Here is a 26,963-nt window from a genome sequence, read left to right on the forward strand (position 1 = left end):
CGAGGACGCCGCGCCGCCGCTACGCGGCGGGAACAGGAATTGCTCCGCAATTCTGTATTCCGGCTTCGCCGGAATACAAGCCCAACTTCGTTGGGCTTGGCCGGAATCGCTCCGCGATCCGGCCGGGAGGAATTCGCTCCGCGAATGCCTCAGTCGGCTACGGGCTGGGGTCGCCTTGTTTTCTGGCTTTCCCTCGGATTCTTGACTGTGGGTCAGGAATCCGGCCTATTCGGCCGGTTGGGATTTTCGGCTTTTGAGCCTTTCTGCATTTTCTTTTGTGGTGCCGACTCACCACGGCATGTCCGGCCCGCGCGGCGCAACCCCCGTGTGGGTGGTTCCGGCTGGGCAGCACCGAAGGCGACTGACGGCCTGGTCAGATCAGGACGCGGACCACGGTCACGGTGGGGGGCTCGATGCCGGGGGCGTCGGAGACGGCGTAGCGCACGGGCACCATGCCCAGCAGTGCCACCCGGTCCCACGGTCCCCCGCCCAGCGGGCGCTCCATTGACGTGCCGCCGTACGGCTCGGTGCTCAGGGCGGCCTCGATCTGCTGGACGAGGTCGGCGGTGCGGTCCGTGCCGAGCGCGGCCAGGTCGTCGACGGCGGCCGGGGACGGCCGGGCCAGGAGGGCGGGAATCCAGGGGGCGGGCTAGGGTGCGGCCCGCGCGTGCTCGATGTCCTCGCCGCCCCGGGCCCGCTGCTACAACTTGTTTCCCGGCAAGCCCTAAGTCAGCTTTCTGAACACCGCGATGACTTTCTGGTCTTGGATGATTTTCCGTCCGAGGCCGAAAGTTGGATCTGTCCGACCGTTCACTTCCCAGTGGTCAAGACGGTAGCCAGGCGCAGGGACAGCCTCGCCACGAATCACCGTGCCAATTTTGTACCTGCCGTCGTCCGACTTGGGAACCACATAGGCCGTACCGCCCTCCACTGGTGACGAGGTGACGGTAACTTCGCAGGTGTCTGAGCGCACGAACACGGCTGTCAAGTACGTGTCGGTGTCCACGTATTTTGTCAGTTCGCCCGTTTCTGTGTTGGTCGGAGCGGTGTTCTTGCCGTTGAGAATCCAGTAGCTGAGCTGGTAGTCGGCGGGAGCATGCGGAATGAACGTCACCGACGTTCCCCCGTCCGCATCCCGCCCCTGGAAGGGGGATTCCCGTACCTCGACTGTGCCGCCTTGCATGCTCGGGTCAGCCGTGACGACGTAATCCCATCCCGCTACCTTCTCGTAGGCGTGCTGGAACTCGGTCCGGGCCCTCTCGCGGGAACTATTTTCATCCCCTCGCCTGAAACGATTTCCCGCAATTCTTGCTACTTTTTCGGCTTCCTCTGCGGCGTCCTCGGCTGCGCTTTCGGCGTCGTCGGCTGCGTCTACGGCTTCTTCTACAGCCTCTTCCCTGGCTTCTTGAGTGTTTGCTTTGGCTACGTTGGCGGCTGCCGTGACAGCTTCTTCGGCTGACTCTCCGGCTTCCTTAGCTGAACTTTCGGCGCGGTAGGCTGCGAGTTTGGCTCGGAGTTTCGATACGATCCTCCAGTCGCGTACTCCTTCGACGCCCGCCCTGGCTGCTTTGGCTGAGCCGTCTGCCTTCTTTGCTGCCGTTTGTGCCCTGACAACTGCTGCGGCCGCGTCCTCGGTCGCTACCTTTTGGGGAGCGAAAGCCTGCCTCATATGCCGGTCAGCCCTCGCCAAAAGGGTGTCTTTCAGTCCGTCGGCGACGGCCTGATTGAACGGCGGGCCAACAACTTCGGAATCCTTCGGGAGAGTGATTTCCCTGAGGAACGGAATTTTGATGGTTACCTTGGTGCTCGCCTTGGCGTTTCCGACGGCCTTACCAAATGCCTTGCCGAAGGCTTCGCAGTAGTCGCTGCCGTAGAGGGCGCACAGGACGGTGAATGTTGCACTCCCCGTGGAGGCGCCCATAGCCGTGCCGGAAGCTTTCGCCTCGGCTTCCGCGCGAATTTTGAACGGAATTCCGAGGAGGAGCGTTTTTCCGTCGACGTCGACGAAGGCGTTGGCCTTGGCTTCACCGGAGGCGTATCCGAGTGCCTGGCCGAGTGCCTTGGCGAGCTCCTTTTCGGCGGGGCGGACGGCCGCGGTGCCGAAGGTGTCGCCGAAGGCGGAACCAACGGCTTCCGCACTGGCACCGGCCTGAACGTGGAGGTTCCGCAACTTGATGTACGCCGAGGCATTGGCGTTCGCTGCGCCGGCGGCGTCACCGAAGGCCTTGCCGAAGGCGGCGGCGAACTGTTCGCCGAAGGTACCCAGCAGCTGCGGGGCGAACGCCTTGCCGGCGGTCTCTCCGTGCGCTTGACCTTCCGCATTGGCCTGGGCACGGGCCCCGGCTTCGAAGAACGGCGGCTTCTTGATGAAGGCCTGCGCCCCAGCGCCCGCGACTCCCGCCGCCTTGCCCCACGCCTTTCCGAACGCTGTATTTCCCAGGACACGACCCAGGGATTTGCCCAGCGGTTTACCGGCTGCCTGGGCGTAGGCACAAGCAGCCGCCCCGGTAGTCCAGCCGTTCACGGTCTCTGATCCCGTTTGCCTGCACTTTGGCTCAGGGGCCAGGGCTGAGTTCCGCAGGCTGGCACTCGCCGGGGCTGCCAGACCACTGTTGCCCAGCAACAGCCCGATCAGCAGCACCACGATCCCAGCCGACCTTCTCATCACCATCGCCACCTCGCGTCTGCCCCGGCAGTGATGATCGCGCGCACCCCACGGTGTCCCTGGAGAGCACGAGGCGAGGAGCCTCCGACGCTGTGAGGGAGGGGCATATCCCTGGCGAAGCGTCAGCAGTCCTTGGGCTCCAGCACCTCATTGCACAGTCCCACACCGGCCTGCGCGAGCGGTGCAGTCCAACGGAGTGAGCAACAGGAAAGCCCCCTTCGGAAAGCTGTCCAGAACCAGTGAAGATGCATACCCGCTCAGTCGATCTGCACATTCACCGAGCACAGCACAACACCCCAGGTCACAAGCGCGCACTCCGCCAGCCCTGCCGACTACTGCTCACTTCCACCGAACGAGCGAAGGTCAATCCCGCCCAATACAACTGGACAACCTGCAGGCCACAGGCCCACTCACTGATCAGAATCACTGATTCCCGCCGCTACGCGGCGGAAGAGATGCCGCGCTCCGCGCGGCTGGCCGGCGGCTCCGCCGCCGGGTGCAGCCAACTCCGTTGGCTGCGGCGCGAATCGCTACGCGATCCGGCCTGACGGAATCCGCTCCGCGAATTCCTTAGTCTCGCTAGGGGTCAGGGCCGGGTGTGTTTCCTGCTTTCCCTTTTCGCTTCGATTCCGGGGTTGCTTTTCCCTTCAGAGACTTCCGGTCTCCAAATCTGATTTCTAATCAATTCCCTTCTGTGTTCAGTTAGTTCATCTGAGCCCATGACCATCCCCCTCCCTGCACGGCAACCCATGGCCAGGTGAGGGCGCTGCAACAGAGAGGGACGGGGCTGCCTCGACTGTGTCGAGCCTCCTCCTTCGGCAGGGCAAGGAGTGAGCGGACAAGGACGTGTCCGGCGCAGGCTCAGATACGGCGGGAACCGGCGATGCCGACCGGAGCAGCCCGGGTGGCCTCGGTACAGCGGCTGCTCGAACCCGAGACCCGAGGTGAGCTGACCTCGGCTCATGTCCAGCTGATCGCACGGCCGTTGGGGAAGTCAGAGCGGACGATATGGCACAGCTCGGGGCGGCCATCGCCTGCTCGCTGGTGATCAGCGCGCAGCCGGAGCGGCCAGTGTGCCGCCCACGGCGAGCGCCCCGACGCGGCAGACGTGAAGGTGCCCGGTGGCCGCGTTCCCGGACCAGGCGACCAACGATCTTTGTGAGGCTGTCCGGAGGTGGCGGTAGGCAGTCCCGGGGGCCCGTTTCCTCTTGCCGGGCTTCTGGTCAGCCCCTGTGCGCCCGTTGCAGCGCGGAGACCCCCGCCGACGCTCAACCCGAAGGACAGCACCCCGATCCCCTCCCGTACCCCCTCGCCCCTGCCTCCCTGTCTTCCCTATTTTTCTTGTCGGGGCGAGCGAGGGGCTCTGGAGGGGATGCCCGCCTCACACCACGCCAAAACCCCACGGTGACCAGCAACAATCGCCGGACGGCCAGGAGGGAAGGTCAGGAGGTAGTTCAGGGGAAAAGCAAGATCTACCCTGACCCGCTTACGCCCTGCCGGGTCAGGCCCAGAAGGCATCGGTGACGGTGATCTGAGGGTCGGCATGGCGCCGGACGAAAGTGAAGATGAGCCAGCCCCGACCACCGGCCAGGTCAGCAATGTGCGGGCCGCCCGGGCTGGTAGAGGCCAATGGACGCACGGTGATCCAGTGCGGCAGGCCGAGGTCGGCGTCAATGCCCCGGAAATAGGGGTCTGCGGCGGTGATCAGTTCCGCGCGGGCCGACAGGACCAGCTGCTTGGCGTCCTGCGGCATGCTTTCGAACTCCTCGAGGGCTTCAGCCGTCCAGTCCATCATCCACGGCGGCCCGGGGAGCTCATCGGTCACTGGCCGGGCTCCGCGGCCCCCGCCTGTCGGCGCAGGCGGCTGTACTCGGCCAGCAGGCGCCCGGACTCTGTCGGATCCTCCGAGGTCGCCGCGCGAGCCTCAAGATCGCGCAGGTGAGCTTCCAGGCCAGGGTCGCGGGCAATGGCGTACTGGGTCCACCACAGACGCATGAACGCCGGGACCGGGGTGAGGTTGAAGGCGTCACCGATCGCGCGGCGCCAGTGGGCCTCGAAGTCCGGCAGCAGGTGGGGAGCATGTTCCTGGATGGCCAGGCGCAGCGCCTGGGGGGTGCGTTCGGGCATCGGCGGGACCCGGCGGGGCTTGTCGCCGCCGGGACCGTCGAAGTGGATGGGCTGGGCAGTCATGACGCAGGCTCTCTGGTTCGCGTGGCCGGGTGGTCAGGCCGCGTCACGGCCTGCGGTGCGGGCGGGCGGGTTCTGGGCAGCGGCGGGGGCCGGCGGCTTCTGGGCTGCCGTGAGCTGCTCGAACCACTCGGCCGGCACCAGGTAGGCGAGAGTCTTGCCTTTGCGGGTGATCGCTGCGGGCTCGCCCGCGATCCGGGTGCGGTCGAGGATCTCACCCATCTGCTTACGCAGGTCGATCGTCGTGTACGTCCTCGTCTCCATGGACCCGACCCTATCCCCAACTATCATAGTTGCGATAGTCGAACCCGCTCGGGAGCAGCACCAGCAGACCACAGCCGGAGAACACCTACACCATCAACACGATCACGGCCAAAACCTCGCAGTCACCATGCTGCCGCCCACGCCCACCGCCCTGCGGACGAACAGGCGCCGCAGGGCTGACCGGCAGCGAGGTGCTGGCGTCGTTCAGATCATCCGACGCGCCATTTCTGGCCGTCGTTGTTGGCGTCGCAGGCCCATACGCCCAGGCCGTCGCCTTCCTTGTCGGCGGTGAGGCACCCACCGGAACCGTTCTGGAGCTGGTTCCAGCCGTCGCCCACTCCCTGGAACGACCACAGCTGGTTGGTGTTGTTTGCCTGGGAATGTACGAGGTGGGTGCGGTGGGTGTCCGGGTTGTGGTCGATGACCATGCCGCCGCCGTGGGCTGTTTCGATCTCCCACATGCCGTTGCCCTTGTCCCGGAAGATCCAGTCGTTGTTGGGGTTCTCCGCCTCGCCGCGGGCGGCTTGGACTTCGGTACCCGCGGTGGTGTTACCGCCCTCGAGGTCGGCCTCGTAACCGTTGTTGGCCGACATCAGATCGTTGTGTTCGCCGCTGGTCGGCAGCTGGCTGGCGGGGCTGTCGATGGGTGAGCGCATTTCGAAGCGGACTCTGCCGTCTTCGGCACGCAGCATGATGGGCTGACGGAGGGCGGCCGATGCGTCCTGGATGTCGACGAATCTCAGGGTGGAACCGCAGAAGCGGCCGTTGGGATTGGCTTCGGGGCAGGCAACAGGGACATCACCCGCAGAGATGATCCCGAGCGCGGTCACTCCGCCGCGACGCAGGTCGGGAGTGAACACCGGGCCGCCGCTGTCGCCCCTGCCGGCCGCTGCCGTGCCGTTGACCTGCTTCGCTTTCCAGGCCGGCCCGAAGCGGACATCGTTGCCGGCGGCGTCCTTCGCCTCGTACTGCAGGACCTTCCTGCCAACCTCGATGTTGCGGAGCTCTCCCGACGCGGCACCAGAAGTCGAGACGATGTTCCCGGTCTCCGCCATGGCCCAGTCGGTCACCTGCCAGACGGTCTGCCCGCTGCCGTCCCTGAAGGACGCGGAGGCGCCGCGCCACATGGTCGGTTCGAAGAAGTTGGGGTTGCCGGATTCGATCACGGCTGCGTCCATCGTCGTGCTGCCGGACGTGACCGGTCCGGAAGCCAGGTCCGCGAAGCGGCCGCCGGTCCCGCTGTAGACGGTCTTCCTGGTGTCGGGGGCGGGAAAACAGTGGCGGGCCGTGAACGCTTTCCCGTCACCGATGCTGAACGCCGTGGAGCAGGATCCCGCCCCGAAGGGTCCTGCCATGTTGCGCATGTAGGCGCCCGCATGCGACTGGGTGTCCCACCGCCCGGACAGCGACTGCGGGGCATCGGCGACGACTTCCACGTCGACGGGTACCTTCACCTTCGACAGGATTGCGGGCCGCGCGACCGGGCCCGCGGCGAGCTTCATCCCGGCCACCCGCGGCGCTCCGGCGACCTGTACCTGCAGTCCCGTGCCGTTGGGGGCGGCGGACACCTCGGTGATGCGGCCGGTGCCCGTGGACCGTCCCATCTGGTCCGTCACCACCTTGGCCGCGGCCTCCAGCTCCACCTTGCTGTAGGGGGCGGCCTTGATGTCAACGGGAATCTTGCTACGGGCGGCGAAGTCCCTGACCGGCTCGGGGACTTTCCCGTTCCAGAAAATCTCCACTCTGCGTGCGGTCGGTGACGCCACCGCCCCCGCGTACCCGGAGACCTTCTCCAGCCCGGCCAGACGTCTCACCTGTCGCACCGTGGCGTTCATGCTCGTCTGCAGGCTGAACAGCTGGTCCCAGGAGGCGAAGCCCGCAGGCACCGGGTCACTGACGGTCCGTGCTTGTGGTTCGGGCGGCGATGCCGCCGCGGCCGGGGCCGCGATCGGCCCCAACGCTCCCAGCGCCACGACGGGAACCACCCAGCCCAGAGCGGGGCGCGGTCGTCTGTGCCGCGCGAACAATCCCAGAACGGTCATGAAGAAGGCCATCCTCCAGAGAGAGGCCACCGGGCTGTGCCGGCGGCCAGCGGTCCGAACACCCCCAGCTGACCCCGGCCGGTTCCATAGCCCGTAAACGATCAATGAACAGGTTCGCGCCGGCCACCGCTCATGCCGTCGCTACCGCTCTCAGTGCGAATGCTGAACTCCCGCTCCAACTCTCCGTGGCAGAGCCAGACAAACCGTTATGGGGCGCGGCGGCGTGAGCCCTCACGTCCCGAACCACCGACGAACACAGGTGACCCCTTTCCCCTCTTGCAATCAGGAGCACTCCGTCGTGCATCATCCAGCTGTCCTCGCGGCGCAGTGACGCGTACACCGGCCGGTACACGGTGACTGGCAGCCACCTGGACTACGTCGACGACACCGGCTTCACCGCCACGGGCGACATCCGGGACGGAGTCCTCCATCACGAGCACCTCGTGCTCTACCGGGAGCGAAACCGGTCGTAGAGAAGGCCGGGCCACGGCCGCCGCCCTGGCACCGGGAGGCGGATCCGCCCTCGGCAGACGAAATGCGCCCGAGACAAGGGAGCCTTACATCTGTAGAGCAAAAGCGCCGCCGCGGTCGAGTTCATGAAGAGCCTCGGCGGTGGTGCCATCGTCAGCACCGACTCGTACGCCTCCACCGTCGCCCTGCCCGAGGCATCGCCTACAGCGCGTCCAAGGGCGCTCCGGCCCAACTGACCGAAGTGCTCGCCGTCGAGGGCGGGCTGCTGGGCATCCGCGCCAACCTCGTGGCCGTCGGGCCGAGGCCGTTTCGTATGGGCGCGATGAGTTCCGGGGGCGGGGCCGGTCTGGTCTTGTATGCAGACGAAACAGTGCTGGACTCTCGGTCCCGCTCGGCGCCCTCCTCGCCGGGCTCTCGGCATCGGCCTCGACGTACGCCAACCCGTACCCGTACCCCTGCCCGTCCTCGGCCACGTGCCCGTATCCGATCTACGGCACCTCACGGTGATCCGATGACCACCATCGACGTCAATGGAATCGCCCTGGGCATCGAGGTGTTCGGGGACAACGGTGCGCCGCTCGTTCTGCTTGCGGGGAGTACGACCATGCTGTCGTGGCCCGACGCGCTGTGTGAGCGTCTCGCCGCCGGAGGGCGTCGTGTCGTGCGTTATGACCTGCGTGACAGCGGCGAGTCGACGGCGGTGGATCCGTTGGCGCCCGCCTACACCCTGCGCGATCTCGCTGCCGACGCCGCGGCCCTGGTCGACGTGCTCGGCGGCGGCGCGCCCGCGCACCTCGCGGGGATCGGTGTCGGTGGGATGGTCGCGCAGGTGGCGGTGCTGGAGCATCCGGACGCGTTCTCGGCGCTCACCCTCGTCGGCACCCGCCCGGTCGCCCCCGGGCCGCCCGACGACGACCTCCCCGACCACGACCAGGCGGCGATGAGCAGGCTGTTCGCGCGGGCGGCGCCCGACTGGGGGGATCGCGAGTCGGTCGCGGAGTTCAGTGCCGCCGGTGCGGAGATCCTGGGCGACGACCCTGTTGCCGCACGCGCCCTCGCCGCCCGCGTCTGGGACCGTACGCCCGGCACCGCGCCGCCGGTCCAGATGGCCAACCAGATGGGCATGGTGTTCTCCCGGCTCGACTGCCGGCCCCGCTGGCGCGAACGCCTGCCCGGAATCGGGGTTCCCACGCTCGTCGTCCACGGCCGCCGCGACCGCTTCTTCCCCGTCGGGAACGGGGAGGCGATCGCCCGGGAGATTCCGGGGGCGCGGCTGCTGGTCCTGGAGGGGGTGGGCACCGCGCTTCCGGGGGCGGTGAGCGGTGAGGTTGCTGCGGCGATGCTCGCGCTGGGATAGGGGCGGGGGCGGGGGGCGGGTGGGTGTCGCGCCTGCGCCGTGCTCGCGCCGGACCCGCCCTGCCCCTACCCTCGCGCCCGCACCGCGCTCGCACCGCGCCCGCACCGGCCCCGCCCTGTACTCGGGCCGCGCGCCATACCCTCGCGCCGCGCCGCGCTCGCCCTCGGGCTTCGGTCCCGCCCCTCGGGGTTCAGGTCCCGCCCCCGGCCTCGGGGCCGCCCCGGCCCCGGGAGGATGAACACATGGATCCAGCCCCGCACCACCAACTACCGCCCGCCCTCTGGGCCGTCCCCTACGTCGGCTCCCGCTTTCCGGGGTCCTCCGCGGTGGCCGACTTCCCCGGTCTGGAGAAGGGCGCGAACTGCCAGCTGTACGCCTATGAAGTCCTTCGCCACTTCGGTCTGACTCCGCCCGCTCTGCGGTCGAGTGACCTGTGGGCCGATACGCGGGCCACAAGCCGGGTACCCGTCGCCCGGCCCCTCGACCTCGTACTGTTCAACGCCACCGACGATGCCTACGGCGCCCACGTCGGAGTCTGTGTGGACGAGGGCCGGGTGCTGCACTTGTGTGCGGAGGTGGGGCGTCCGGCCGTTTGGGAGATGAGGGAGTTCTCGGCCCGCGAGCGCTACCGGGTGGTGATCGGCATCAAGCGGGTGATCGGCGGGACGCGGGGCATTGCCGACTGAATCCGACGAGGTCAGAGGCTGCGACGGCGGCTCAGGGGTTCGCCGCCTTCCCAGGCCGGCACGGGTACTACTGCCCGTACACCGCAAAGGCGGAGACGGCCGCATTCAACCTGGAGCGCATGCGTGGTGAGACCGCCTACACCCCTGGCGTGGGCGGCGCGGCTCCGTCCTGCGCGCGCCCGGCTCCGCGTTGCGCCTTCCCCCAGCCGGTGGCCCAGCAGACGGGGGCGGCGGCAGCCCTACTCCCCCACCGCGTTCACGACCAGCCGGTGGGCGGCGGTCAAGGTGAGTTCGGGTACGGCCTTGCGGAGGGCGATCACGCGCTGGACGTGGTCGCTCCGGGTCCGCGATTCGACTCCGGCGTCGGCCAGGATGCCCCGTACCCACTGCGCCAGGAGGTCGTCGTCGGTGAGCCGGCCGTACGCCTCGACGATTTCGGCGGCCCGTTCGAGCCCGGCCCGTTCCTCGGGCGCCGCCTGGGTCAGGGCGGCGCGTACGGCCTCAAGGATGTCGGGCGCGTCACGCACGACGATGGGGGACGTCTTCTTCTCGAACAGCATGACCTCTCCTTGTGCCGCGTTGATCGCATGATGCTGCGCCGATGCGGCGCGGACCTATGGAGTTGAGCCAGATCAGAGGTTCGGATCTCCGATCGGCCGGAAATCGCCGGGTGGCCGGATGTGCACCCATCGCCTGGCGGGCGGTCGGGAGCGCCACAGCCGCGATTTGAACGCGTTCAAACCTATGACAGGATGCAAGATGTCCGCGCCGAGAAGTCGTGGCATGGCCGCGTCGCAGATGGCCGCGTCATGTATGGCCGCTTCGCGCATCGGGCACCACACATCACGGCACACACGGGGAGGTCGGCACGAGACGCCGATAGGTGAAGGTTCTGGCGATCACGCTGGCGGTGCTCGCCGTACTGTTCACGGCCGCCGACCGCATGGCCCTGCACTACGCGAACCAGCAGGCCGCGCGCATCAAGGTGACGGGCGCGGCGGGCGGCCGGACGCGGGCGACCACCGGAACGCTGCTGGCGCAGGGCACCGAGATCACCCTGACCGTCCCCGGCGCCGAACGGGTCACCGCCACGTGGCGGATCAGCCTCCCCGAGAACATCGGGTTCACGGCGGCACATTCCACCGAGGACGGCGTCGACATCACCCTGACCGGCCACCAGGTGGCACTCGGCAACTCCCGCTTCAGCAGGTGAAACGGGCATAGCCCGGGCTCGGACCGCGGACCACCGCTGCCGAAGGTGCCCCGGACACGGCAGTGCCCCGCCACCGTTTGCGCGGTGGCGGGGCACTTCGTCGTTCGGGGTGCGGCTCAGTACAGGTCGCGGTAGGTGTTCCAGCCGTCGCCGAGCTTGACGCGGGACTTGAAGCCGCCGTAGCCGTTCGACTCGTAACGGAACAGTTCGCCGCGGGAGTTGCTCGCGAGGAGATCGCCCCGGCCGTCGCCGTTCACGTCGCCGGGGGCGGCGAGGTGCTTGAACTGCTGCCAGCCCGGGCCGATGTACACACGCGACTTGAACGGGGAGGTGGAGACGCCCGTGCCCGGGTACAGGTAGAGCTTGCCGTCGCCGGTGCGGGCCACGATGTCGGCCAGCCCGTCGCCGGTCAGGTCGCCCGCGCCCACGATCCTGTCGTACGCGTTCCAGCCGCCGCCCACCTTCAGACGGGAGGCGAAACCGGTGCCCGCGCCGTTGCCGCGCTGGAGCCACAGGGTGCCCGAGCCGTCGCGGGCCAGCAGGTCGCCCTGGCCGTCGTTGTTCAGGTCACCGGGGCCGACGACGAGGTTGTAGGTGCCCCAGCCGCCGCTGACCTGGTTCTGGCCGTTGTACAGCCAGTTCTCGTAGATCTCCAGGAGCTCCGGCTGGCCGTCGCCGTCGAGGGACGAGGCGTAGCGCAGGTTCGCGCCCGCCCAGCCGCCGGCGTCGCCGACCTGCTGGCGGTCGGCGAGCTGGCCGTTGTTGCGGGTCGTGTAGTAGAACAGCGTGCCCCGGCCGTCGCGCGCGAGGATCTCGCTCTTGCCGAGGAAGGGGTTGCCGCCCTGCGAACCGAGCCAGGAGGCCGACTCCCAGCGCGTCCCCCACTGCTTGCGGGGCTGGAAGTTGCCCTTGCCGTCGGCGAGGTAGAGGTACACCGTGCCGCCGGGGGTGCGGGCGAAGATGTCCGCGTACCCGTCGCCGTTGGCGTCGTCCATGCTGAAGAGCTGGTTGTACGTGTCCCAGCCACCGCCGAGCTTGACGCGGCCCTTGAGCGGGGCCGCGGTGTTGCCCGTCCCGGCGTAGAAGTACAGGTCACCGCCGGGGGTGCGGGCCAGGACGTCGGCGATGCCGTCGCCGTTGACGTCGTTGGCACCGAGGATCTGGTCGTACGACTGCCAGCCGCCGCCGACCTTCACCTTCGCGGCGAACGGGTCACCGGAGGCGTTCCCGTTGCCGGGGTAGAGGTACAGGTCACCGCCGGGCGTGCGGGCCAGGACGTCCGGCTTGCCGTCACCGGTGACGTCGCCGGGGGTGACGAGCTTGTTGTACGCGTTCCAGCCGCCGCTCGACCAGGCGCGGTAACCGGCGTACTGCGGGCCCGGGTTGGTGTACAGCGAGAGGGTGCCGGTCGACGACAGCGTCAGCACCTCGGGGTAGCCGTCGCCGTTGAGGTCGCCGGGGGTGAGGACGTCCTTCTGCCATCCCGACTGGTCGGCGAAGGTGTACTCGACGTCGGCCTTGCCCGTGACGAAGGTCCGCAGCCAGAGCTTGCCGTTCGGCGTGCGGTAGAAGAAGTCGCTGTAGCCGTCGGCGTCCATGTCGGCGCGGGGCTTGACCCGGGCCGCGGGGGCGGCGGCGGCCTTGCGGTGGGCGGTGCCCTTCGGCAGCGTCCCGGTCGGCGTGGCCGCCTCGGGCTTCACGGGGTTGATCGCCCCGTGCGGCGCCGCCGGCGCCCCGTCGGCCGAGGCGGTGCCGGCCAGGAGCATCCCGGCCGAGAGCGCGAGAGCGGTGCAGGCCGCGAGACGGCCGGTGCGCGAGGTGCGCGGAGAAGACAAGATTCCCCCCTGGGAATACGCGGTATGACCGGGGTGAGGCCATGGCCGAACCCACCGCCGCGAGCGGCGGGCGGTGCACACGGAGGCACCTCTCGTGGAACCGCGCAGGGTGCGCCTGGTGCACACGGTGCGTCTGGCGGGCCACGATGGCCGCGCCGTCCGGCGCGCCAGGGTGTCCGCGATGAACGCGCGGCTGTGCGCGGTGGTCCACAGCGCGGTGGTTCACACAGAAATGCCGAAATCCCCCCCGGGATGTGTCTGAAGCGTACCCCCGGGGGTGGGTGGGGTTGAAGTGAGTATCGAGTCATCGGGGTCACAGGGGGTTGGCCTCGGTGTGCGTGCGGACCAGGCCGGGGTCCACCGGGATCCACCGGGATCCATACGCTGGTCCACCCCGGGTGGCTCCCAGGGCTGTCCGGTCCTGAGTACCCGGTGTCTACGTTTGCGGGAGTGCCCTGCCACCGGACCACACCCACCGGGCGGGCGATATTCTGTGGTCCAGACCTCGTGGGGGGATCCGCAGGGCCGGCGCGACCGTGCGCGCTCAGCTTCGTCGGCGCGGCACGTTCCGCTGCCGCGCGCCCGGACTGGTTCCGCCACACCCGACCACTGTCCGGAGTTCCTTGTGAAGAAGCTCTTCCGCGGACGGCGCGCCCTGGCGCGTACCGCCGCGATGGCGACGACCGTCGTCCTGGCCGCCACGGCCGCGGGTACGGCCGTCGCCGACGGCTCCGCCACCGCCTCGCCTTCGGCCAAGAACGCCTCCCTGGCCACCTCCAGGGCCGCCGCGGCCGGCAAGCCGACGCCCGCCGCGCCGTTCTACTTCCTGTCCGGGATCCTCCCGTCGGGCCAGATGTACGTATACATGCCCGACGGCAAGGGCGGCTTCGGCGCCCGCTCCGGCGCGTACGCCTGGAAGAACTTCAAGTACGGCGTCTCCATCGACCTGGAGATGACCGGCAGCCAGAACGGCGCGTACCACGTCATGACCGACGGCACGCTGAACCTGTGGCTCGACGGGAAGCTCAAGCGCATCGGCGGCGGCTGGAGCCCGTACGACAACGTCATCATGCCCGGCGCCCTCGGCAGCGCCAAGCACCCCGATCTGCTCGCGCGCGACAAGGAGGGTTACCTCTGGCGCTGGCAGAGCCGGACGGACGGCTCGCTGGCCCCGCGTACGCGGATCGGCGGCGGCTGGAACCAGTACACCCAGATCGCCGGCCTCGGCGATCTGACCGGTGACTCCCGGCCGGACATCGTCGCCCGCGACAAGCAGGGCGTCCTGTGGCTGTACAAGGGCACCGGCGACCTGGCCAAGCCGTTCGCGCAGCGGGTGCAGATCGGCGGCGGCTGGAACCAGTTCAACAAGCTGGTGGCCACCGGCGACGTCGACGGGGACGGCCACAGCGACCTGCTCGCCCGTGACGCCAAGGGCGACCTCTACCTCTACAAGGGCACCGGCAGGGCCGCCGCACCCTTCAAGGCCAAGGTCAAGATCGGCTACGGGTTCAACCAGTACCGCGAGATGTTCTGATCCGAGGTGGGGTGCGGCGGGGTGACACCTGCGTACGGGCTCGTTGCGTACGGGCTCCTTGCGTACGGGCTCCTTGCGTACGCGGTGGACCCCATTGAGCCCGTACCCCGTGGTCCCGGCCGTCGGCGGCGAGGTTTCTCGTCTGCCGGCGGCCGGGTCCGGGTGCCGGGCACGCGCCCGCTCCCCCTCAGGCCGCCTGGCCGAGGATCAGCGTGGCCACGGCGGGCGCGAGGTACAGGACGGGGAACACGACGGTCTTGTACGAACGGGCCCGCAGCACCGTGATGACCGCGCCCAGGAAGTACAGCACCAGGGCCACCCCGGCCGCGACGCCCATCGCGGGGACCGCCAGGCCGACCAGCAGACCCACCGCCCCGGCCGCCTTGGCCAGCCCCAGCAGCGTCCACGACGAACGCGGCACGCCGTACTCGATCAGCGGCTGGGTGACGAACTCCGCCTTGCGCAGCAGCGAGAACCCGGAGAAACCGATCCAGGCGGCGGTGAAGACGGCGACGATGACGTAGGCCGTGGACATGGGGACTCCTCTGTGTGGTGGCCGGGTGCTGACGCGGCTTCGGCGGACGGCCGGTGGGCCGGTCCGGTGTGGGGGCGTCGGCCGCGCCGCGCACCCTCACACTTGGCTGAACCGCGGCGGCCCCGATGTGTGACAGCGTCGCGAGAATTCCTCAGAGAAGTTTCGCGGGGTGCGCCTGTGGATCCGAGCGACCTGTTCGGTAGGCCCGGCCGCACGGTCGCCCGCCGCCCCTGTTCATCGCGCCCCGCCGTACGTCAGGTGTGCGTGCTCGTCACGTGTGCGCGCTCCTCAGACGCGCCCGCGGCCCCTGCGGGCCGAACAGTACGAGGCCACTCGACGCCCTCGTGGGTCTGGGCCCATCCCGCCGTCGGGGGTGCCTGCCGCCGGGTCTTTCTTGCCGTAACCGCAAGATTGCGTGCCCGTTCGCGGTGCGTCTGCCAAGACTGGGCGCATGTCGAGGCGGCGACACGTCGTCGCGCCGGCGTCTCACCGCACCAGCGCCACAAGGGGACTTGTATGAACACGTCCGACCATGCCCGTGCCAACGCCCATGCCAACGCCCACGCCCATGCCGCCGACACCGCGCTGGCGTTCTGGGACGGCGTCCACGCCGCCCGTCCGGCGCCCGACGACCCGCGGCCGAACGTCCGCCTCACCGAAGTGGTGACCGGTCTGCCGTCCGGCACCGCGCTGGACCTCGGATGCGGCAACGGCGGCGACGCGCTCTGGCTCGCCGGGGCGGGCTGGCGGGTCACCGCCACCGACATCTCGGCCGTCGCCGTCGAACGGCTCGCGGACCTCGCCCGCTCGCACGGTCTGGCCGAGCGGATCACACCCGTACGGCACGACCTGAACACCTCGTTCCCGACGGGCACGTACGACCTGGTCAGCGCCCATTACCTGCAGACACCCCACGACCTGGACCGGGCCGCCGTCCTGCGCTCGGCCGCGCACGCCCTGCGGCCCGGCGGGCTGCTGCTGGTCGTCGACCACGGGTCGACCGCGCCCTGGTCATGGAACCAGGACCCCGGCACCCGCTACCCGGGCCCGCGGGAGACCGCCGAGGGCATCGGTCTGGCGCCGCGGACGTGGGCGGTCGAGCGGGCGGACTCGCCCCGGCGGATCGCGGCCGGGCCGGACGGGCGTACGGCCGAGGTCATCGACCACGTACTCGTCATCCGCCGCCGCCTTGGCGTCCAGGTGTGAGGGGGCGATCCCGATGTCCACTCGCCCCCGCGAGTCCGCCCCGACCGGCCCGGCCCGCGCCAACCGCCGCCGCCGTGACACCCCGCCACCGCGTACCGGGGGCGGCGAGGCCGAGGTTCTGCGCGGGTTCCTCGACTACGTGCGGGAGTCGGTCGCCGCGAAGGTCGAGGACGCGCCCGAACCGGAGGTACGTACGGCTGCCGTGCCCTCGGGGACCAATCTGCTCGGCCTGCTCAACCATCTGACGTTCGTGGAGCGCGCGGTGTTCCTCGGGGAGGAGGACGTCGACTGGCAGACGACGTTCCGGGCGGCGCCCGGGGAGAGCGTGTCCGATGTCGTCGCCCGCTACCGGGCGGCCGTAGAGCAGGCGAACGAGGTACTGGACGCGTGCCCGGACCTCAGCGCCCCGGTCCCCCGCAACCACTCCAACCGCCGCTCCCCCAGCGTCCGTTGGGCCCTGACCCACCTGATCGAGGAAACCGCCCGTCATGCGGGGCACGCGGACATCGTGCGGGAGCTCATCGATGGGGCTACGGGGCGGTGAGGGGTGCTCGGCCTGCTACGACCGGGGGTGTCGGGCCACCCTCACCGCGACCCACCACCGGCACCGCGGGACGGGACCGTCTGCGCCGCGCCCGGCCATACTCCCTCGGTATCGTTGCAGCGTGGAGCTACGAACCCTGCGCTACTTCGTCGCGGTCGCCGAGGAACTCCACTTCGGCCGGGCCGCCACCCGCCTGCACATGAGCCAGCCGCCGCTGAGCCGGGCGATCCAGCGGCTGGAGGGTGAAGTCGGGGCCCTGCTGTTCGTCCGCTCGCCCGTCGGCGTCACGCTCACGCCGGTCGGCGCGGTGCTGCTGGAGGAGGCGCGGGACCTGCTCGACCATGCCGACCGCGTGCGTACGAGGGTCAGCGGTGCGGCATCCGGTGCCGCCACCCTCACCGTCGGCATCCTGGGCGACGGCACCGACCCGGGCGTGGCCCGGCTGGCCGCCGCCCACCGGCAGAGCCGGCCCGGCGTCGACATCCGCATCCGCGACACCGACCTGACCGACCCGACGTGCGGGCTGCGCGCCGGGCTGGTCGACATCGCCCTCACCCGGGCGCCGTTCGACGAAACCGCCCTGACCGTACGTACGTTGCGCACCGACCCGGTCGGCGTGGTCCTGCGCGCCGACGATCCGCTGGCGGGGCGGGACGGGCTGCGGCTGGCCGAGCTGGGCGACCGGCGCTGGTTCCAGTTCCCGCCGGGCACGGACCCCCTCTGGCAGGCGTACTGGAACAGCGGCGAGCCGCGCGAGGGCCCGGTCGTGCGCGCCGTCCAGGAATGCCTCCAGGCCGTCCTGTGGAACGGCACGGTCGGCCTGGCCCCGCTCGGCCACGACCTGCCCCCGGAACTGGCCGTGGTCCCCCTCACCGACATGCCACCGAGCCGCGTGGTCGCGGTGTGGAACACGGGCGACACCAACCCCCTGATCCGCCCCTTCGTCGACACCGCGACGGCCGCGTACCGCCACCCCACTCCCGTACGGGCACGAGGCCACGGACACGGACACGGACACCGTGCGAAGTCCCTCGGGAGCGACTGAAGCGACCGGGGGGGCGGAGGTGGGGCGTTGGGTAATGGGCGGGAGGGGGACAGGCCCACGATCCCCGGGTCGGTGGTGTGCGCACCACCGGCTGCGGCGGCGCGGGGGTGGTGTCACCACCCCCGTAACGCACCAGGCGGACGGTGGGGCCGGGCCGCAGCAGACCCTCGGAGGCGATCCGGGGCATGTGCCAGCGCAGCAGATCCGGCGCCAGCCGACGCAGGTCCGCACGCAGACGGGTGGCGGATTCGGGCCCATGGCGGTCGCGCACGGCGCGCAGATCGAGTTCGACGTCGATCCGGGCGGCGGCGCAGGGGCCGAAGTCCATCCGGCGACGCGCGCCCGCGTGGCCCGCTCCCCGTATCCGGCGAGCGACCTCCAGCCGTCCCCATTCGCGCTGTTGTAGCCTCACGCCCATGGATCCGAAGATGGCCGGGAACAGCCCCTCGCCGAGGGGTGGGGGCGAGCCGGACGTCATCGCGACCCTCGTCGAACTCCACTCGTTCGTCGGCACGTTGAGGTCCGAGGCCGAGGCCGCGCTGGCCCGGCTGGCGCCGGACGGCGAAGGATCGCCCGCGTACAGCACGGTCACGCACGCGCTGCAGACCCTCTACGGGGATTTCGGCACGCACTGCGCGGACACCCTCCTCGAAGGGATCTCCGACCAGACCCGCTGGGACAAGCCCCGCATGTGGGCCCTGCTCCAGCTCGTACGCGCCTACCGGAACCATCCCGCTTTCCCGCCGTCCGCCCTTCCGTACGTCGACGGCCCGAACTACAGCTGACCCCTCCCGCATCGCGTCGCCCCCGCGCGGCGGTGGCGGTGACAGGGGCGGACGCCGGGCCCTATCGTCTCGTCGAGGGGCGAGCGGAAGGGACAGAGGGACAGCGGATGAGCGGCGCCTTCCCCAACCACCAGGAAACGCACGGCCCTTCACACGAGGAGAGCCCGGTGCCGGGTGTGCCGTCGGGTCTGCAGATGTTCATCGAGAGCCCGATACGGCAGCACCGCGCGTTCCCGAGGGGGCCTGGCGGCGCCGGTGGACCTGGTGGGTCCGGTGGGTCCGGTGGGTCCGGTGGGTCCGATGGCGAGGGGCTCGACGCGGGCCGGTGAGGTGGCAGCCTCGCGGTCCATGCCCTCGGCCGCCCTCCCCGTCAGCGTCGACGCACCGGCCCCGCACCGGATGCGGAACGGGCGGAAGCCCGCTGGCGGAGCCCGGCTCTAAGGTGGCCCCATGTTCGATCGGTTGGAGATCAGGGTGGTGCCGCCAGGGCCCCGGTTCCCGGCTCAGGTGCGGTTCTGGATCAACGGCGAGGACGTGGTCGCGGGGGCGGTCGGCGAGTGGGGGCGCGACCCGCTGGGTGTGAGGGGGAGGCGGACCCCGCGTCGACCTCGGCAGCTGACCGTCGCGGAGGCGACCCGCCGGTAGCGGACCGGGGTGGATCCCTTCGGCCCAACTATGCTCCTCCCCATGCCGGTTGAACGCCAGAACCCCCACGTGGAAACCGCCCTCCGCTACCACGAGGCGGTGGCCCGGGGAGCCGTCGGGGAGGAGCTGGCCCGCTTCTTCCACGAGGACGCGGTCCAGCACGAGCTCCCCAACGCGCTCTTCCCCGACGGCGTCCGCCGCGACCTCCCCGCCGTGCTGCACAGCGCGGAACGGGGCAGCGGGCTCCTCCTCGAACAGCGCTTCGACGTACACAACGCCGTGGCGTCCGGCGACGAGGTGGCCCTGGAAGTCACCTGGACGGGCACCCTGGCCGTCCCCCTGGGTACCCTGCCCGCCGGCCACGTGCTGCGCGCCCACATCGCGGTGTTCCTGACCTTCCGCGGCGACAGGATCCTCGCGCAGCGCAACTACGACTGCTACGAAAGGTTGGACGGCACGGTTGCGGCGTCGGGGGCGGTTGGGGGGTGAGGGGCGCGCGCCGCGGCCTCGTGCGGGCGGCGCCCATCCGTGGGGGCGACCACGTTCCTCCATGGTGTGGAGGAGGCGGACGGTCTCGGCCTTCCCCGCGATCTCCTCGTGGATCTCCCGATGGAGGGCGGCCTCCCGGGACCGCGCCGGCATCCGGTGGCCGTCCACGAACCGCTCGTCACCAACGCCTACCTGTGGCCCCCCCAGAAAAGCCGGAATGTCCGCCCGGGTCGGATAGTCGGGCAGTGGTGCCGGCTTGTCCTGGAGGAATGCCGTGATGGCTGCCGCCGCTCGCTGGTCGTTGTCGTCCAGGCCGTTCCACATGTGGTGGCCGACGCCGGGCATGTACTGGGTGCGCCGGATGGCGGGGTCGTTGGCGAGGACGGTTGTCTCCCACTGGCGGACCTGGGACGAGCACTCGGCGATCATCAGCATCGCGGGGACCCGGGAGCGCCTCAGCTGCGGGGCGAGGGAGGGGGAGTCCTTGATCGTTTGCTGGATGCGGAGGCTGGCGGCGGCGCTGAAGGAGAAGTTGTCCGCCGTGTCCTCGACCGGGATGCGGTGCGCGTCCTTCGCGCAGTACGCGGACGCGGTGTCGCTGCCGAGGTCCGCGGCGGTGAAGGCGTTGTCGCCCTCCGCCTGTCCCACCAGCCCGTTCTCCGGGCTGAGCAGGCCGAGCCGCATCAGGCCGAACGCGACCGCGTACCGCGGGACATGGGTGGAGCGCGGTCCCGTCTTCGCCGGTGCGGTGCCGCGGGCCGACGGTCGGCCCTTCTGCCCCGTGAGCCGGGCGGTGGGGCCGTCCATCGGGCCCGGCTCGGCGATGACCGCACGGTGCAGGTGGGCGGCGGTGGCCGGGTCGGCCAGCGCGCGCGAGCAGGGCCGCGCCGGAGGAGAACCCGAGTACGTCGACGCGTTCCGTGCCGAGCCTGTCGACGAAGGCGCGGAGGTCGCGGACGGACCGGGTGATCGTGTACTGGTCCATGGGCAGCAGGTCGCTGCGTCCGCCGCCGGCCTGCTCGTACGCGTACACGTCGTAGCCCTGTCCCGCGAGCCGCCGCAGGAAGTGGTGGTCGAGCACCGAGATGCCGCGCACCGGGCCGCCGTTGAGGTAGAGAAGCGGTACGTGCCGGCGGGGGCCGCCGCCGGTGGGCGGGTAGTGGTAGACGGCGACGCGGCTGCCGGTGGACAGGCGCCAGTGCTCGGTCGTCACGAACGCCAGGGCGGACGGGGAGCGGCGCGTCGTGGGGACGGTGGGGACGCACACCGTCAGCGTCAGGGCCGCCGCGACGAGCACCGGCACGAACGGCACCAGCCGTCCCCGCCAGGGGCGGCGGCGGCCCCGCCACGCCGCCGCGGCGAGGGCGGCCCCGACGGTCGCGGACCATGCGGCGAACCCCGAGCCCGCGCCGTCGGTGGCGACGATCAGCGCCAGGAAGAGGGCGGCCAGCCCCACCACCACGGCGGCTGCCGCCAGCAGACGGCCGACGGGGCGCACGGAACGTATGAGGAAACGTACGGGGGAACGCGTGAGGGAACCCTTGGCGGACGGTGGCATCACGGGCGGCGGCAAGACGGACGGTGGCATGGCGATCCCCCCAGTTCGTTGGTACGCCGTTTTGAAACGACGTTTTGAAACGATGTTATCAGCGTCGGTAGACTGCTCCCATGGGAAGGCCGAGAACGAACGACGCCGCCGTCAGAGAACGGCTCGTGGCATGCGCGACCGAGATGTTCGCGACCCGCCCCCGGGAGTCGGTCACCGTCCGCGCGCTGGCCACCGCGGCCGGAACGTCGACGGCGGCGGTGTACACGCTGTTCGAGGGCAAGGACGGCCTGATCCGCGAGGTGCGCGACCAGGCGGTCGCCGGTCTGTTCCAGGACCTGACGGCCGTTCCCGGCTCGGCTGCCGCCCTGGACGATCTGTACGCGCTGGCCGTGGCGTACCGCCGCTGGGGGCGCGAACACCCGCACCTCTACACGGTGTTGTTCGGCGGCGCGCAGCCCTTCGTCCCGTCGTCCCGGATCGGCGACCGCGACCCGGTGCGCCCGCTCGTCGCGGCGATCGACCGCGCCGTGGCGGACGACGTCCTGGCGGGCGACACCACGCTGATCGCCGTCTCACTGTGGGTGGCCCTGCACGGACTCGTCACCCTGGAACTCGCGGGCGCCCTCGACGGCCCGGCGGCCGAGACGGCGTTCCGGTCGACGGTCTACGCGGTGTTGCGCGGGTGGGCAACACCTGGCGCGTTCCCCGGGCTTCAGGGTACGGGGGCGGAGCGGTAGGGCCGTTGCCGCGTGAAGGCCGTTGCCACGCAAAGCGGTAGGGCCGTTACCTCGTGAACACGCGCACGCAGTCCGAAGTCCGCCGAGCCCGGCCGCCCGGCCCCCGCCCCGGCACGACCGTGTGAACGGCCGGGACCACTACTCCCCCACCAACTTCACGTGGGTTCCTCAGCCCACCGCGCCCGGAGCGTCGGAACCCCCACCCCCCGCAGCCCCCTCCGGCTTCGTGTACAGCACCTCCCGCGCCTGCTCCGCCGCTCGCGTGATGCTCTCGGTGATGAAGTCGAGGAAGCGGGCGATGTTCTCCAGGCGGGTGGCGGCGGGGGTGCCGGGGCCCAGGACGCCCACGCCCTGGCGGGCCGTGTCGACCAGTTGGGCGGTGGCGCGGGCGCTGGCCAGCATCGACTGGTACCAGACGTCGTCGTCGACGCTGTAGCGCTCGCGGCGGCCCTCGTCGCGTTCGCGGCGCACCAGGCCCTGGCTTTCGAGGAACGCGATCGACTTGGAGACGGACGCCGGACTCACCTGGAGGCGCTCGACGAGTTCGGCGGCGGTCAGGCTGCCCTCGTCGGTGGTGTAGAGGCAGGTCAGCACCCGGGAGATCATCTTGTTGGAGAGACCGGTCTGCATCAGGACATCGGTCAGCCGCTCCTCGTACGCGCGCACCTGCTCGGGGTCGCGGCCGTGCGGCAGCGGTGCGGTGTCCTTCTCGGGGGGCGCGGCCCGGCGGCTGCGGTGGGCGCGCCGGCCGGTGGCGCGCTGGGCCGCCTCGGCACGGTAGGCCGTGGGGCCGCCGTTGCGCATGACCTCGCGGGTGACGGTCGACGTCGGGCGGTCCAGGCGTCGCGCGATCTCCGCGTAGGCGAGGTCGTCGGCCAGCCCCAGCGCGATCTGCTGCCGTTCCTGCTGGGTGAGCCTGCCTCCGGGCATCGGTGGCCTCCTTCGTGTCCGTCGAGCGTGTCGTATCCGTCGTATCCGGCGGATCTGTTGCGCCCGTCGAGTCTGGCGCGTCTGTCGGGTACGCCCGTCCGCCGGGTCGGCCGATGGTGCGTCAGCATAGCGTTTGCGCTCAACCCATTGCAACGCAACGCCCATCCTGCATTGCATTCCACACAAGACCATTGCAATGATTATACGTAACTGACCTGCAATGATGCCGATTCAGCGCAACAGATTCGTTGCCGGATCCTCGAACGCAACGTAGCGTTTCCTTCATCAGAAACCGCCGGACGCAAGGAGCGGACGGCGGCTCGTACGAAGGAGACCGACCATGCAGAAGTTCGCCACCGCCACCACCGGCCCCGTCTCGACCGTCCTCGACATCCCCGCCGGGCGCGTCCAGTTCATCGCCGCCGACCGGGCCGACACCACCGTCGAGGTCCGCCCGGCGGACGCGGACCGCAGCCGCGACGTGAAGGCGGCCGAGCGGATCACCGTCGCGTACGAGGACGGGGTGCTGCGCATCGAGGCCGCGCCCACGCAGAACCTCGTGCTCGGCAACTCCGGTTCCGTCGAGGTCACCGTCCAACTGCCCACCGGCTCCCGCGTCCAGGCCAAGGCGGCCCTCGCCGAACTGCGGGGCGTCGGACGCCTCGGCGACGTCGTCTTCGAGGGCGCGCAGGCCACCGTCAAGCTCGACGAGACCGCGAGCGCCCGCCTCACCCTCGCCGCCGGTGACATCACCGTCGGCCGGCTCGGCGGCGACGCCCTGATCAGCACCCGCAAGGGCGACCTGAGCATCACCGAGGCCACCGGTGGCGCGGTCGAACTGCGCACCGAGTACGGGGACATCACCGTCGGCGCCGCCCGCGGCGTCTCCGCCTCCCTGGACGCGGGCACCAGCTACGGCCGGATCACCAACGCGCTCCACAACTCCGGCACCGCCGACCTCGCCATCCGCGCCACCACCTCGTACGGCAACATCGCCGCCCGCAGCCTGTGAGCGCACGGCCGGCCGACCACAGCAGAAACAGGGGGCACCTCTCATGACCGACCGAGCCGTCAACGACAACCGATCCGCCGACGACCACCGCGCCGCCACCCACCACCGGGCCACCGACAACGGCCCGGCCGACCACCGGGCCGCCAACAGCCGCCCGACGGCCACCGGCACCACCGACCTCGCCATCGCGGCGCACGGCCTGCGCAAGTCCTACGGCGACAACACCGTCCTGGACGGCGTCGACATCGCCGTACCGCCGGGCACCATCTTCTCCCTGCTCGGGCCGAACGGCGCGGGCAAGACCACCGCGGTGAAGATCCTCTCCACCCTCATCGCACCCGACCCCACCAGCGGTTCCGTCCGCGTCGGCGGCCACGACCTCGCCACCGGGCCGCAGGCCGTACGGGCCGCGATCGGGGTCACCGGCCAGTTCTCGGCCGTCGACGGGCTGATCACCGGCACGGAGAACATGCTGCTGATGGCCGACCTGCACCACCTCTCGCGCCGCGAGGGGCGGCGGGTCGCCGCCGAACTCCTGGAGCGCTTCGACCTCACCGAAGCCGCCAAGAAGCCCGCCTCCACCTACTCCGGCGGCATGAAGCGCCGCCTCGACATCGCGATGACCCTGGTGGGCGGCCCCCGGATCATCTTCCTGGACGAGCCGACCACCGGCCTCGACCCGCGCTCACGCCACCAGATGTGGCAGATCATCCGCGAGCTGGTCAGGGACGGCGTCACCGTCTTCCTCACCACCCAGTACCTCGAAGAGGCCGACGAACTCGCCGACCGCATCGCGGTGTTGAACGACGGGAGGATCGCGGCCGAGGGCACGGCGGACGAGCTGAAGCGGCTGGTGCCGGGCGGGCACGTACGGCTGCGGTTCGCGGACCCGGAGGCGTACTGGAACGCGGCGGCGGCTCTGGCCGGGACGGCGGCCCGCGAGACTTCGTCGCCCTCCCCGGACCCCGCCCACCCCTCCATCGCCTCCTCCCCCGCCTCCCGCGACGACGAGTCGCTCACCCTCCGCCTCCCCAGCGACGGCAGCCAGCGGGACCTGCGCGGCGTCCTCGACCGGCTGGACGCGGCCGGTGTCGAGGCCGACGAACTCACCGTGCACACCCCCGACCTCGACGACGTCTTCTTCGCCCTGACCGGCGGCGCGGGTGACACCCGCACCGCTCCCCGTACCGCCTCCCCCAACCAGCCGACGGAGGCTGCCCGATGAGCTCCCTCTCCCTCGCCGTACGCGACTCCGCCACCATGCTGCGCCGCAACCTCCTGCACGCCCGGCGCTACCCCTCCCTCACCCTGAACCTCCTCCTCACCCCGATCATGCTGCTCCTGCTCTTCGTGTACGTCTTCGGCGACACCATGAGCGCGGGCATCGGCGGCGGCGCCCCGGACCGCTCCGCGTACATCGCGTACGTCGTACCGGGCCTGCTCCTGATGACCATCGGCAGCACCGTCGTGGGCACGGCGGTCTCCGTCTCCAACGACATGACCGAGGGCATCATCGCCCGCTTCCGTACGATGGCGATCCACCGCGGCTCGGTCCTCATCGGGCACGTCATCGGCAGTGTGCTGCAGGCGGTGGCGAGTGTGGTGCTGGTCGGCGCGGTGGGTGTGGCGATCGGCTTCCGCTCGACGGACGCCACCGCCCTGGAGTGGCTGGCCGCGTTCGGACTCCTGGTGCTGTTCGCCCTGGCGCTCACCTGGATCGCCGTCGGCATGGGCCTGATCAGCCCGAACGTGGAGGCGGCCAGCAACAACGCGCTGCCGATGATCCTGCTGCCGCTGCTGTCCAGCGCGTTCGTCCCGCTGGACGCGATGCCGGGCTGGTTCCGCCCGATCGCGGAGTACCAGCCGTTCACCCCCGCGATCGAAACCCTCCGCGGCCTCCTGCTCGGCACGGAGATAGGCAACAACGGCTGGCTGGCCGTCACCTGGTGCGTGGGCCTCGCGGTCCTCGGCTACTTCTGGTCGACGGCGAAGTTCAACGGGGAGGCGGGGTGAGGAAGGGAGAGGCGGGATGAGGGATGAGGGGGGAGGCCCGACGGGGCCTCCCCCTCCCGCATCGCCCGCTCAGCCCCGGCCCCGCCCCATGACGATCGTCGCTGTGCTGAGGAAGCCCGACCCCAGCACCGCGAGGAGGACCCGCAGGGAGACCGGTGAGCCGCTGCCCAGGATCGCGGGGACGGCCACCAGGAACGCCCCGAGCGCACTGATCGCCACCCGGGAGACCAGCCGGATGCGGGAGTGCTTGATGAGGACCGGGAAGCGGACGGCGGCCACCGGGGTGGGGCCCGGGTCGACGGGTCCGAGCCGGATCGTCACATGGGTGAGGGCGTCGAAGGACGCGGCGTCGGGCTGGAGCCAGAACTCGGTGGAGTCGTAGCGCAGGGCCACGTCGTGGGTGTGGTCCGAGGAGACCCGCAGGAAGCGCCCGTCGGTGGCGCAGCTGAGCGTGATCTTGGGTGTTTCGGTGTAACAGCTGGAGTAGAAACTGACCGGGAGCCGTGCGGGCTTCAGGTCGCCGAGGCTGAGCCGCCCCTGCGGCTCGAAGGCGAACGCGTGCGCGCCGGTCAGATGGGCCGGCTGGTCGACCCGCATGAAGTACGCGTTCTCGAAGGTGGGGTGGAGCGCGAGACGGCGGGCGACACTGATCCACAGTTGCGCCTGGTCCCCGTTGGTACGGATGGGGAAGGCCGGGAATTTGAGGACGGCGGGATAGTAAGTGCCGTCGTTGGCCTCGACTATCTTGTCGATCGCCCTGCGGCTCTCCGTGTTGATGTCGGCACGGGAGAGCGCGTACTCGTCCAGGTCCACGTGGTCCGTGACCCGGAGTTTGAAGAGGATCACGTCGGCGACGCATTCCGCCGCCACCACCTCCGCGACGCGGACCGGCAGGAGAAAGCAGTCGGCCGGCACCGCGGCGTCCGCGACGAATCCGATCAGCGCGCGCTGGCCGAGCACTGATCCGCTGGCCACCTTCTGCTGCAGCGAAGACGCCACGTACCGGGCCTCGTAGCGGAATTGGATCAGGGCGCCCCGGGGCAGGGCCAGGGCGGTGAGGATGTCCTCGGCGTACCGGCGCCGCACGTTCGACGACAGCAGCAGGACCTGCGGGCGCTCTTCGTGTTCGCTCACGTCACCCCTGAATCCCTGAATCCCCTGAATTCTTAGGAATCCCCTGAGTCGCTGATTCCCTTGGATCTCCAGGTCCCCGGGTCCT

The 26,963-nt window shown here is 70.3% G+C and carries 26 protein-coding genes and 2 pseudogenes; 15 read left to right on the forward strand and 13 right to left on the reverse strand.

Annotated features, from left to right (window positions below):
* Window positions 1-373: 373 nt before the first annotated feature.
* The 6 genes from AB5J87_RS37905 to AB5J87_RS37930 form a co-directional block, all read right to left on the reverse strand.
* Window positions 374-505, reverse strand: a complete 132-nt coding sequence (locus tag AB5J87_RS37905) for a hypothetical protein (protein WP_369383867.1) — start codon at window positions 503-505, stop codon at window positions 374-376.
* A 219-nt stretch (window positions 506-724) separates the two neighbouring features.
* Window positions 725-2,644: a hypothetical protein gene (locus tag AB5J87_RS37910; RefSeq protein ID WP_369383868.1), complete on the reverse strand. Its 1,920-nt coding sequence runs from the start codon at window positions 2,642-2,644 to the stop codon at window positions 725-727.
* Window positions 2,645-4,166: 1,522 nt separating this feature from the next.
* Window positions 4,167-4,490, reverse strand: a complete 324-nt coding sequence (locus AB5J87_RS37915) for a hypothetical protein (protein WP_369383869.1) — start codon at window positions 4,488-4,490, stop codon at window positions 4,167-4,169.
* Window positions 4,487-4,855 (reverse strand): DUF6247 family protein, encoded by a 369-nt coding sequence (locus AB5J87_RS37920; protein WP_369383870.1) that lies wholly within the window; start codon window positions 4,853-4,855, stop codon window positions 4,487-4,489. The genes AB5J87_RS37915 and AB5J87_RS37920 overlap by 4 nt, the downstream gene beginning before the upstream one ends.
* Before the next feature lie 33 nt (window positions 4,856-4,888).
* On the reverse strand, window positions 4,889-5,116 hold the full coding sequence (locus AB5J87_RS37925) for a type II toxin-antitoxin system prevent-host-death family antitoxin (protein ID WP_369383871.1): 228 nt from the start codon (window positions 5,114-5,116) through the stop codon (window positions 4,889-4,891).
* A 209-nt stretch (window positions 5,117-5,325) separates the two neighbouring features.
* Window positions 5,326-7,158: a trypsin-like serine protease gene (locus AB5J87_RS37930; RefSeq protein ID WP_369383872.1), complete on the reverse strand. Its 1,833-nt coding sequence runs from the start codon at window positions 7,156-7,158 to the stop codon at window positions 5,326-5,328.
* Window positions 7,159-7,481: 323 nt separating this feature from the next.
* Here AB5J87_RS37930 and AB5J87_RS37935 point away from each other — a divergent pair.
* The 3 genes and pseudogenes from AB5J87_RS37935 to AB5J87_RS37945 all read left to right on the forward strand — a co-directional run.
* Window positions 7,482-7,631: pseudogene (locus AB5J87_RS37935) on the forward strand (Atu4866 domain-containing protein); the annotation flags it as partial.
* 509 nt (window positions 7,632-8,140) lie between these two features.
* Window positions 8,141-8,986, forward strand: a complete 846-nt coding sequence (locus AB5J87_RS37940; RefSeq protein WP_369383873.1) for an alpha/beta fold hydrolase — start codon at window positions 8,141-8,143, stop codon at window positions 8,984-8,986.
* 242 nt (window positions 8,987-9,228) lie between these two features.
* The gene (locus tag AB5J87_RS37945) at window positions 9,229-9,672 is read left to right on the forward strand and encodes a hydrolase (RefSeq protein WP_369383874.1); all 444 of its coding nucleotides are present in this window, start codon (window positions 9,229-9,231) and stop codon (window positions 9,670-9,672) included.
* A 239-nt stretch (window positions 9,673-9,911) separates the two neighbouring features.
* Here AB5J87_RS37945 and AB5J87_RS37950 read toward each other — a convergent pair whose 3' ends face one another.
* Window positions 9,912-10,232, reverse strand: coding sequence for a hypothetical protein (locus tag AB5J87_RS37950; RefSeq protein WP_369383875.1), 321 nt, complete (start codon window positions 10,230-10,232; stop codon window positions 9,912-9,914).
* A 323-nt stretch (window positions 10,233-10,555) separates the two neighbouring features.
* Here AB5J87_RS37950 and AB5J87_RS37955 point away from each other — a divergent pair, with 323 nt between their 5' ends.
* Complete coding sequence (locus AB5J87_RS37955; protein ID WP_369383876.1) at window positions 10,556-10,885, forward strand: hypothetical protein; 330 nt, start codon at window positions 10,556-10,558, stop codon at window positions 10,883-10,885.
* Window positions 10,886-11,001: 116 nt separating this feature from the next.
* On the opposite strand, the gene AB5J87_RS37960 is transcribed toward AB5J87_RS37955, so the two are convergent.
* The gene (locus AB5J87_RS37960) at window positions 11,002-12,720 is read right to left on the reverse strand and encodes an FG-GAP repeat domain-containing protein (RefSeq protein ID WP_369383877.1); all 1,719 of its coding nucleotides are present in this window, start codon (window positions 12,718-12,720) and stop codon (window positions 11,002-11,004) included.
* A 625-nt stretch (window positions 12,721-13,345) separates the two neighbouring features.
* On the opposite strand from AB5J87_RS37960, the gene AB5J87_RS37965 reads away from it, so the two are divergent.
* Window positions 13,346-14,254 (forward strand): FG-GAP repeat domain-containing protein, encoded by a 909-nt coding sequence (locus AB5J87_RS37965; protein ID WP_369383878.1) that lies wholly within the window; start codon window positions 13,346-13,348, stop codon window positions 14,252-14,254.
* 187 nt (window positions 14,255-14,441) lie between these two features.
* Here AB5J87_RS37965 and AB5J87_RS37970 read toward each other — a convergent pair whose 3' ends face one another.
* Window positions 14,442-14,789, reverse strand: coding sequence for a DoxX family protein (locus AB5J87_RS37970; RefSeq protein WP_369383879.1), 348 nt, complete (start codon window positions 14,787-14,789; stop codon window positions 14,442-14,444).
* A gap of 516 nt (window positions 14,790-15,305) precedes the next feature.
* Between AB5J87_RS37970 and AB5J87_RS37975 the strand changes: the two genes are divergently transcribed.
* From AB5J87_RS37975 to AB5J87_RS37985, 3 genes are all read left to right on the forward strand, one after another.
* Complete coding sequence (locus tag AB5J87_RS37975; protein ID WP_369383880.1) at window positions 15,306-15,995, forward strand: class I SAM-dependent methyltransferase; 690 nt, start codon at window positions 15,306-15,308, stop codon at window positions 15,993-15,995.
* 13 nt (window positions 15,996-16,008) lie between these two features.
* Window positions 16,009-16,539, forward strand: coding sequence for a DinB family protein (locus AB5J87_RS37980; RefSeq protein WP_369383881.1), 531 nt, complete (start codon window positions 16,009-16,011; stop codon window positions 16,537-16,539).
* A 121-nt stretch (window positions 16,540-16,660) separates the two neighbouring features.
* Window positions 16,661-17,584 (forward strand): LysR family transcriptional regulator, encoded by a 924-nt coding sequence (locus tag AB5J87_RS37985; protein ID WP_369383882.1) that lies wholly within the window; start codon window positions 16,661-16,663, stop codon window positions 17,582-17,584.
* Window positions 17,585-17,705: 121 nt separating this feature from the next.
* Here AB5J87_RS37985 and AB5J87_RS37990 read toward each other — a convergent pair.
* Window positions 17,706-17,912, reverse strand: a pseudogene (locus AB5J87_RS37990) (hypothetical protein); the annotation flags it as partial.
* Here AB5J87_RS37990 and AB5J87_RS37995 point away from each other — a divergent pair.
* The 3 genes from AB5J87_RS37995 (at window position 17,841) to AB5J87_RS38005 (ending at window position 19,503) form a co-directional block, all read left to right on the forward strand.
* Complete coding sequence (locus tag AB5J87_RS37995; RefSeq protein ID WP_369384201.1) at window positions 17,841-17,990, forward strand: hypothetical protein; 150 nt, start codon at window positions 17,841-17,843, stop codon at window positions 17,988-17,990. The pseudogene AB5J87_RS37990 and the gene AB5J87_RS37995 overlap by 72 nt on opposite strands.
* A 10-nt stretch (window positions 17,991-18,000) precedes the next feature.
* A complete protein-coding gene (locus AB5J87_RS38000; RefSeq protein ID WP_369383883.1) occupies window positions 18,001-18,369 on the forward strand; it encodes a hypothetical protein in 369 nt (122 codons plus the stop codon).
* A 687-nt stretch (window positions 18,370-19,056) separates the two neighbouring features.
* Window positions 19,057-19,503 (forward strand): nuclear transport factor 2 family protein, encoded by a 447-nt coding sequence (locus tag AB5J87_RS38005; RefSeq protein WP_369383884.1) that lies wholly within the window; start codon window positions 19,057-19,059, stop codon window positions 19,501-19,503.
* Window positions 19,504-19,681: 178 nt separating this feature from the next.
* Here AB5J87_RS38005 and AB5J87_RS38010 read toward each other — a convergent pair whose 3' ends face one another.
* On the reverse strand, window positions 19,682-21,091 hold the full coding sequence (locus tag AB5J87_RS38010; protein WP_369383885.1) for an alpha/beta fold hydrolase: 1,410 nt from the start codon (window positions 21,089-21,091) through the stop codon (window positions 19,682-19,684).
* A gap of 80 nt (window positions 21,092-21,171) precedes the next feature.
* On the opposite strand from AB5J87_RS38010, the gene AB5J87_RS38015 reads away from it, so the two are divergent.
* The gene (locus AB5J87_RS38015) at window positions 21,172-21,789 is read left to right on the forward strand and encodes a TetR/AcrR family transcriptional regulator (protein WP_369383886.1); all 618 of its coding nucleotides are present in this window, start codon (window positions 21,172-21,174) and stop codon (window positions 21,787-21,789) included.
* A gap of 168 nt (window positions 21,790-21,957) precedes the next feature.
* Here the strand turns inward: AB5J87_RS38015 and AB5J87_RS38020 are convergent, their stop codons facing one another.
* Window positions 21,958-22,719: a helix-turn-helix domain-containing protein gene (locus tag AB5J87_RS38020; protein ID WP_369383887.1), complete on the reverse strand. Its 762-nt coding sequence runs from the start codon at window positions 22,717-22,719 to the stop codon at window positions 21,958-21,960.
* 340 nt (window positions 22,720-23,059) lie between these two features.
* On the opposite strand from AB5J87_RS38020, the gene AB5J87_RS38025 reads away from it, so the two are divergent.
* From AB5J87_RS38025 to AB5J87_RS38035, 3 genes are read left to right on the forward strand one after another with little or no spacing between them, the layout of a single operon-like run.
* Window positions 23,060-23,731, forward strand: a complete 672-nt coding sequence (locus AB5J87_RS38025; RefSeq protein WP_369383888.1) for a DUF4097 family beta strand repeat-containing protein — start codon at window positions 23,060-23,062, stop codon at window positions 23,729-23,731.
* A gap of 43 nt (window positions 23,732-23,774) precedes the next feature.
* Window positions 23,775-24,956, forward strand: coding sequence for an ATP-binding cassette domain-containing protein (locus AB5J87_RS38030; RefSeq protein WP_369383889.1), 1,182 nt, complete (start codon window positions 23,775-23,777; stop codon window positions 24,954-24,956).
* A complete protein-coding gene (locus tag AB5J87_RS38035) occupies window positions 24,953-25,744 on the forward strand; it encodes an ABC transporter permease (protein ID WP_369383890.1) in 792 nt (263 codons plus the stop codon). Before AB5J87_RS38030 ends, AB5J87_RS38035 begins: the two co-directional genes overlap by 4 nt.
* A gap of 69 nt (window positions 25,745-25,813) precedes the next feature.
* Here AB5J87_RS38035 and AB5J87_RS38040 read toward each other — a convergent pair whose 3' ends face one another.
* Window positions 25,814-26,878 (reverse strand): hypothetical protein, encoded by a 1,065-nt coding sequence (locus AB5J87_RS38040; protein ID WP_369383891.1) that lies wholly within the window; start codon window positions 26,876-26,878, stop codon window positions 25,814-25,816.
* Window positions 26,879-26,963: the final 85 nt, after the last annotated feature.

Source organism: Streptomyces sp. cg36, from assembly GCF_041080675.1.
Classification (GTDB): Bacteria; Actinomycetota; Actinomycetes; order Streptomycetales; family Streptomycetaceae; genus Streptomyces.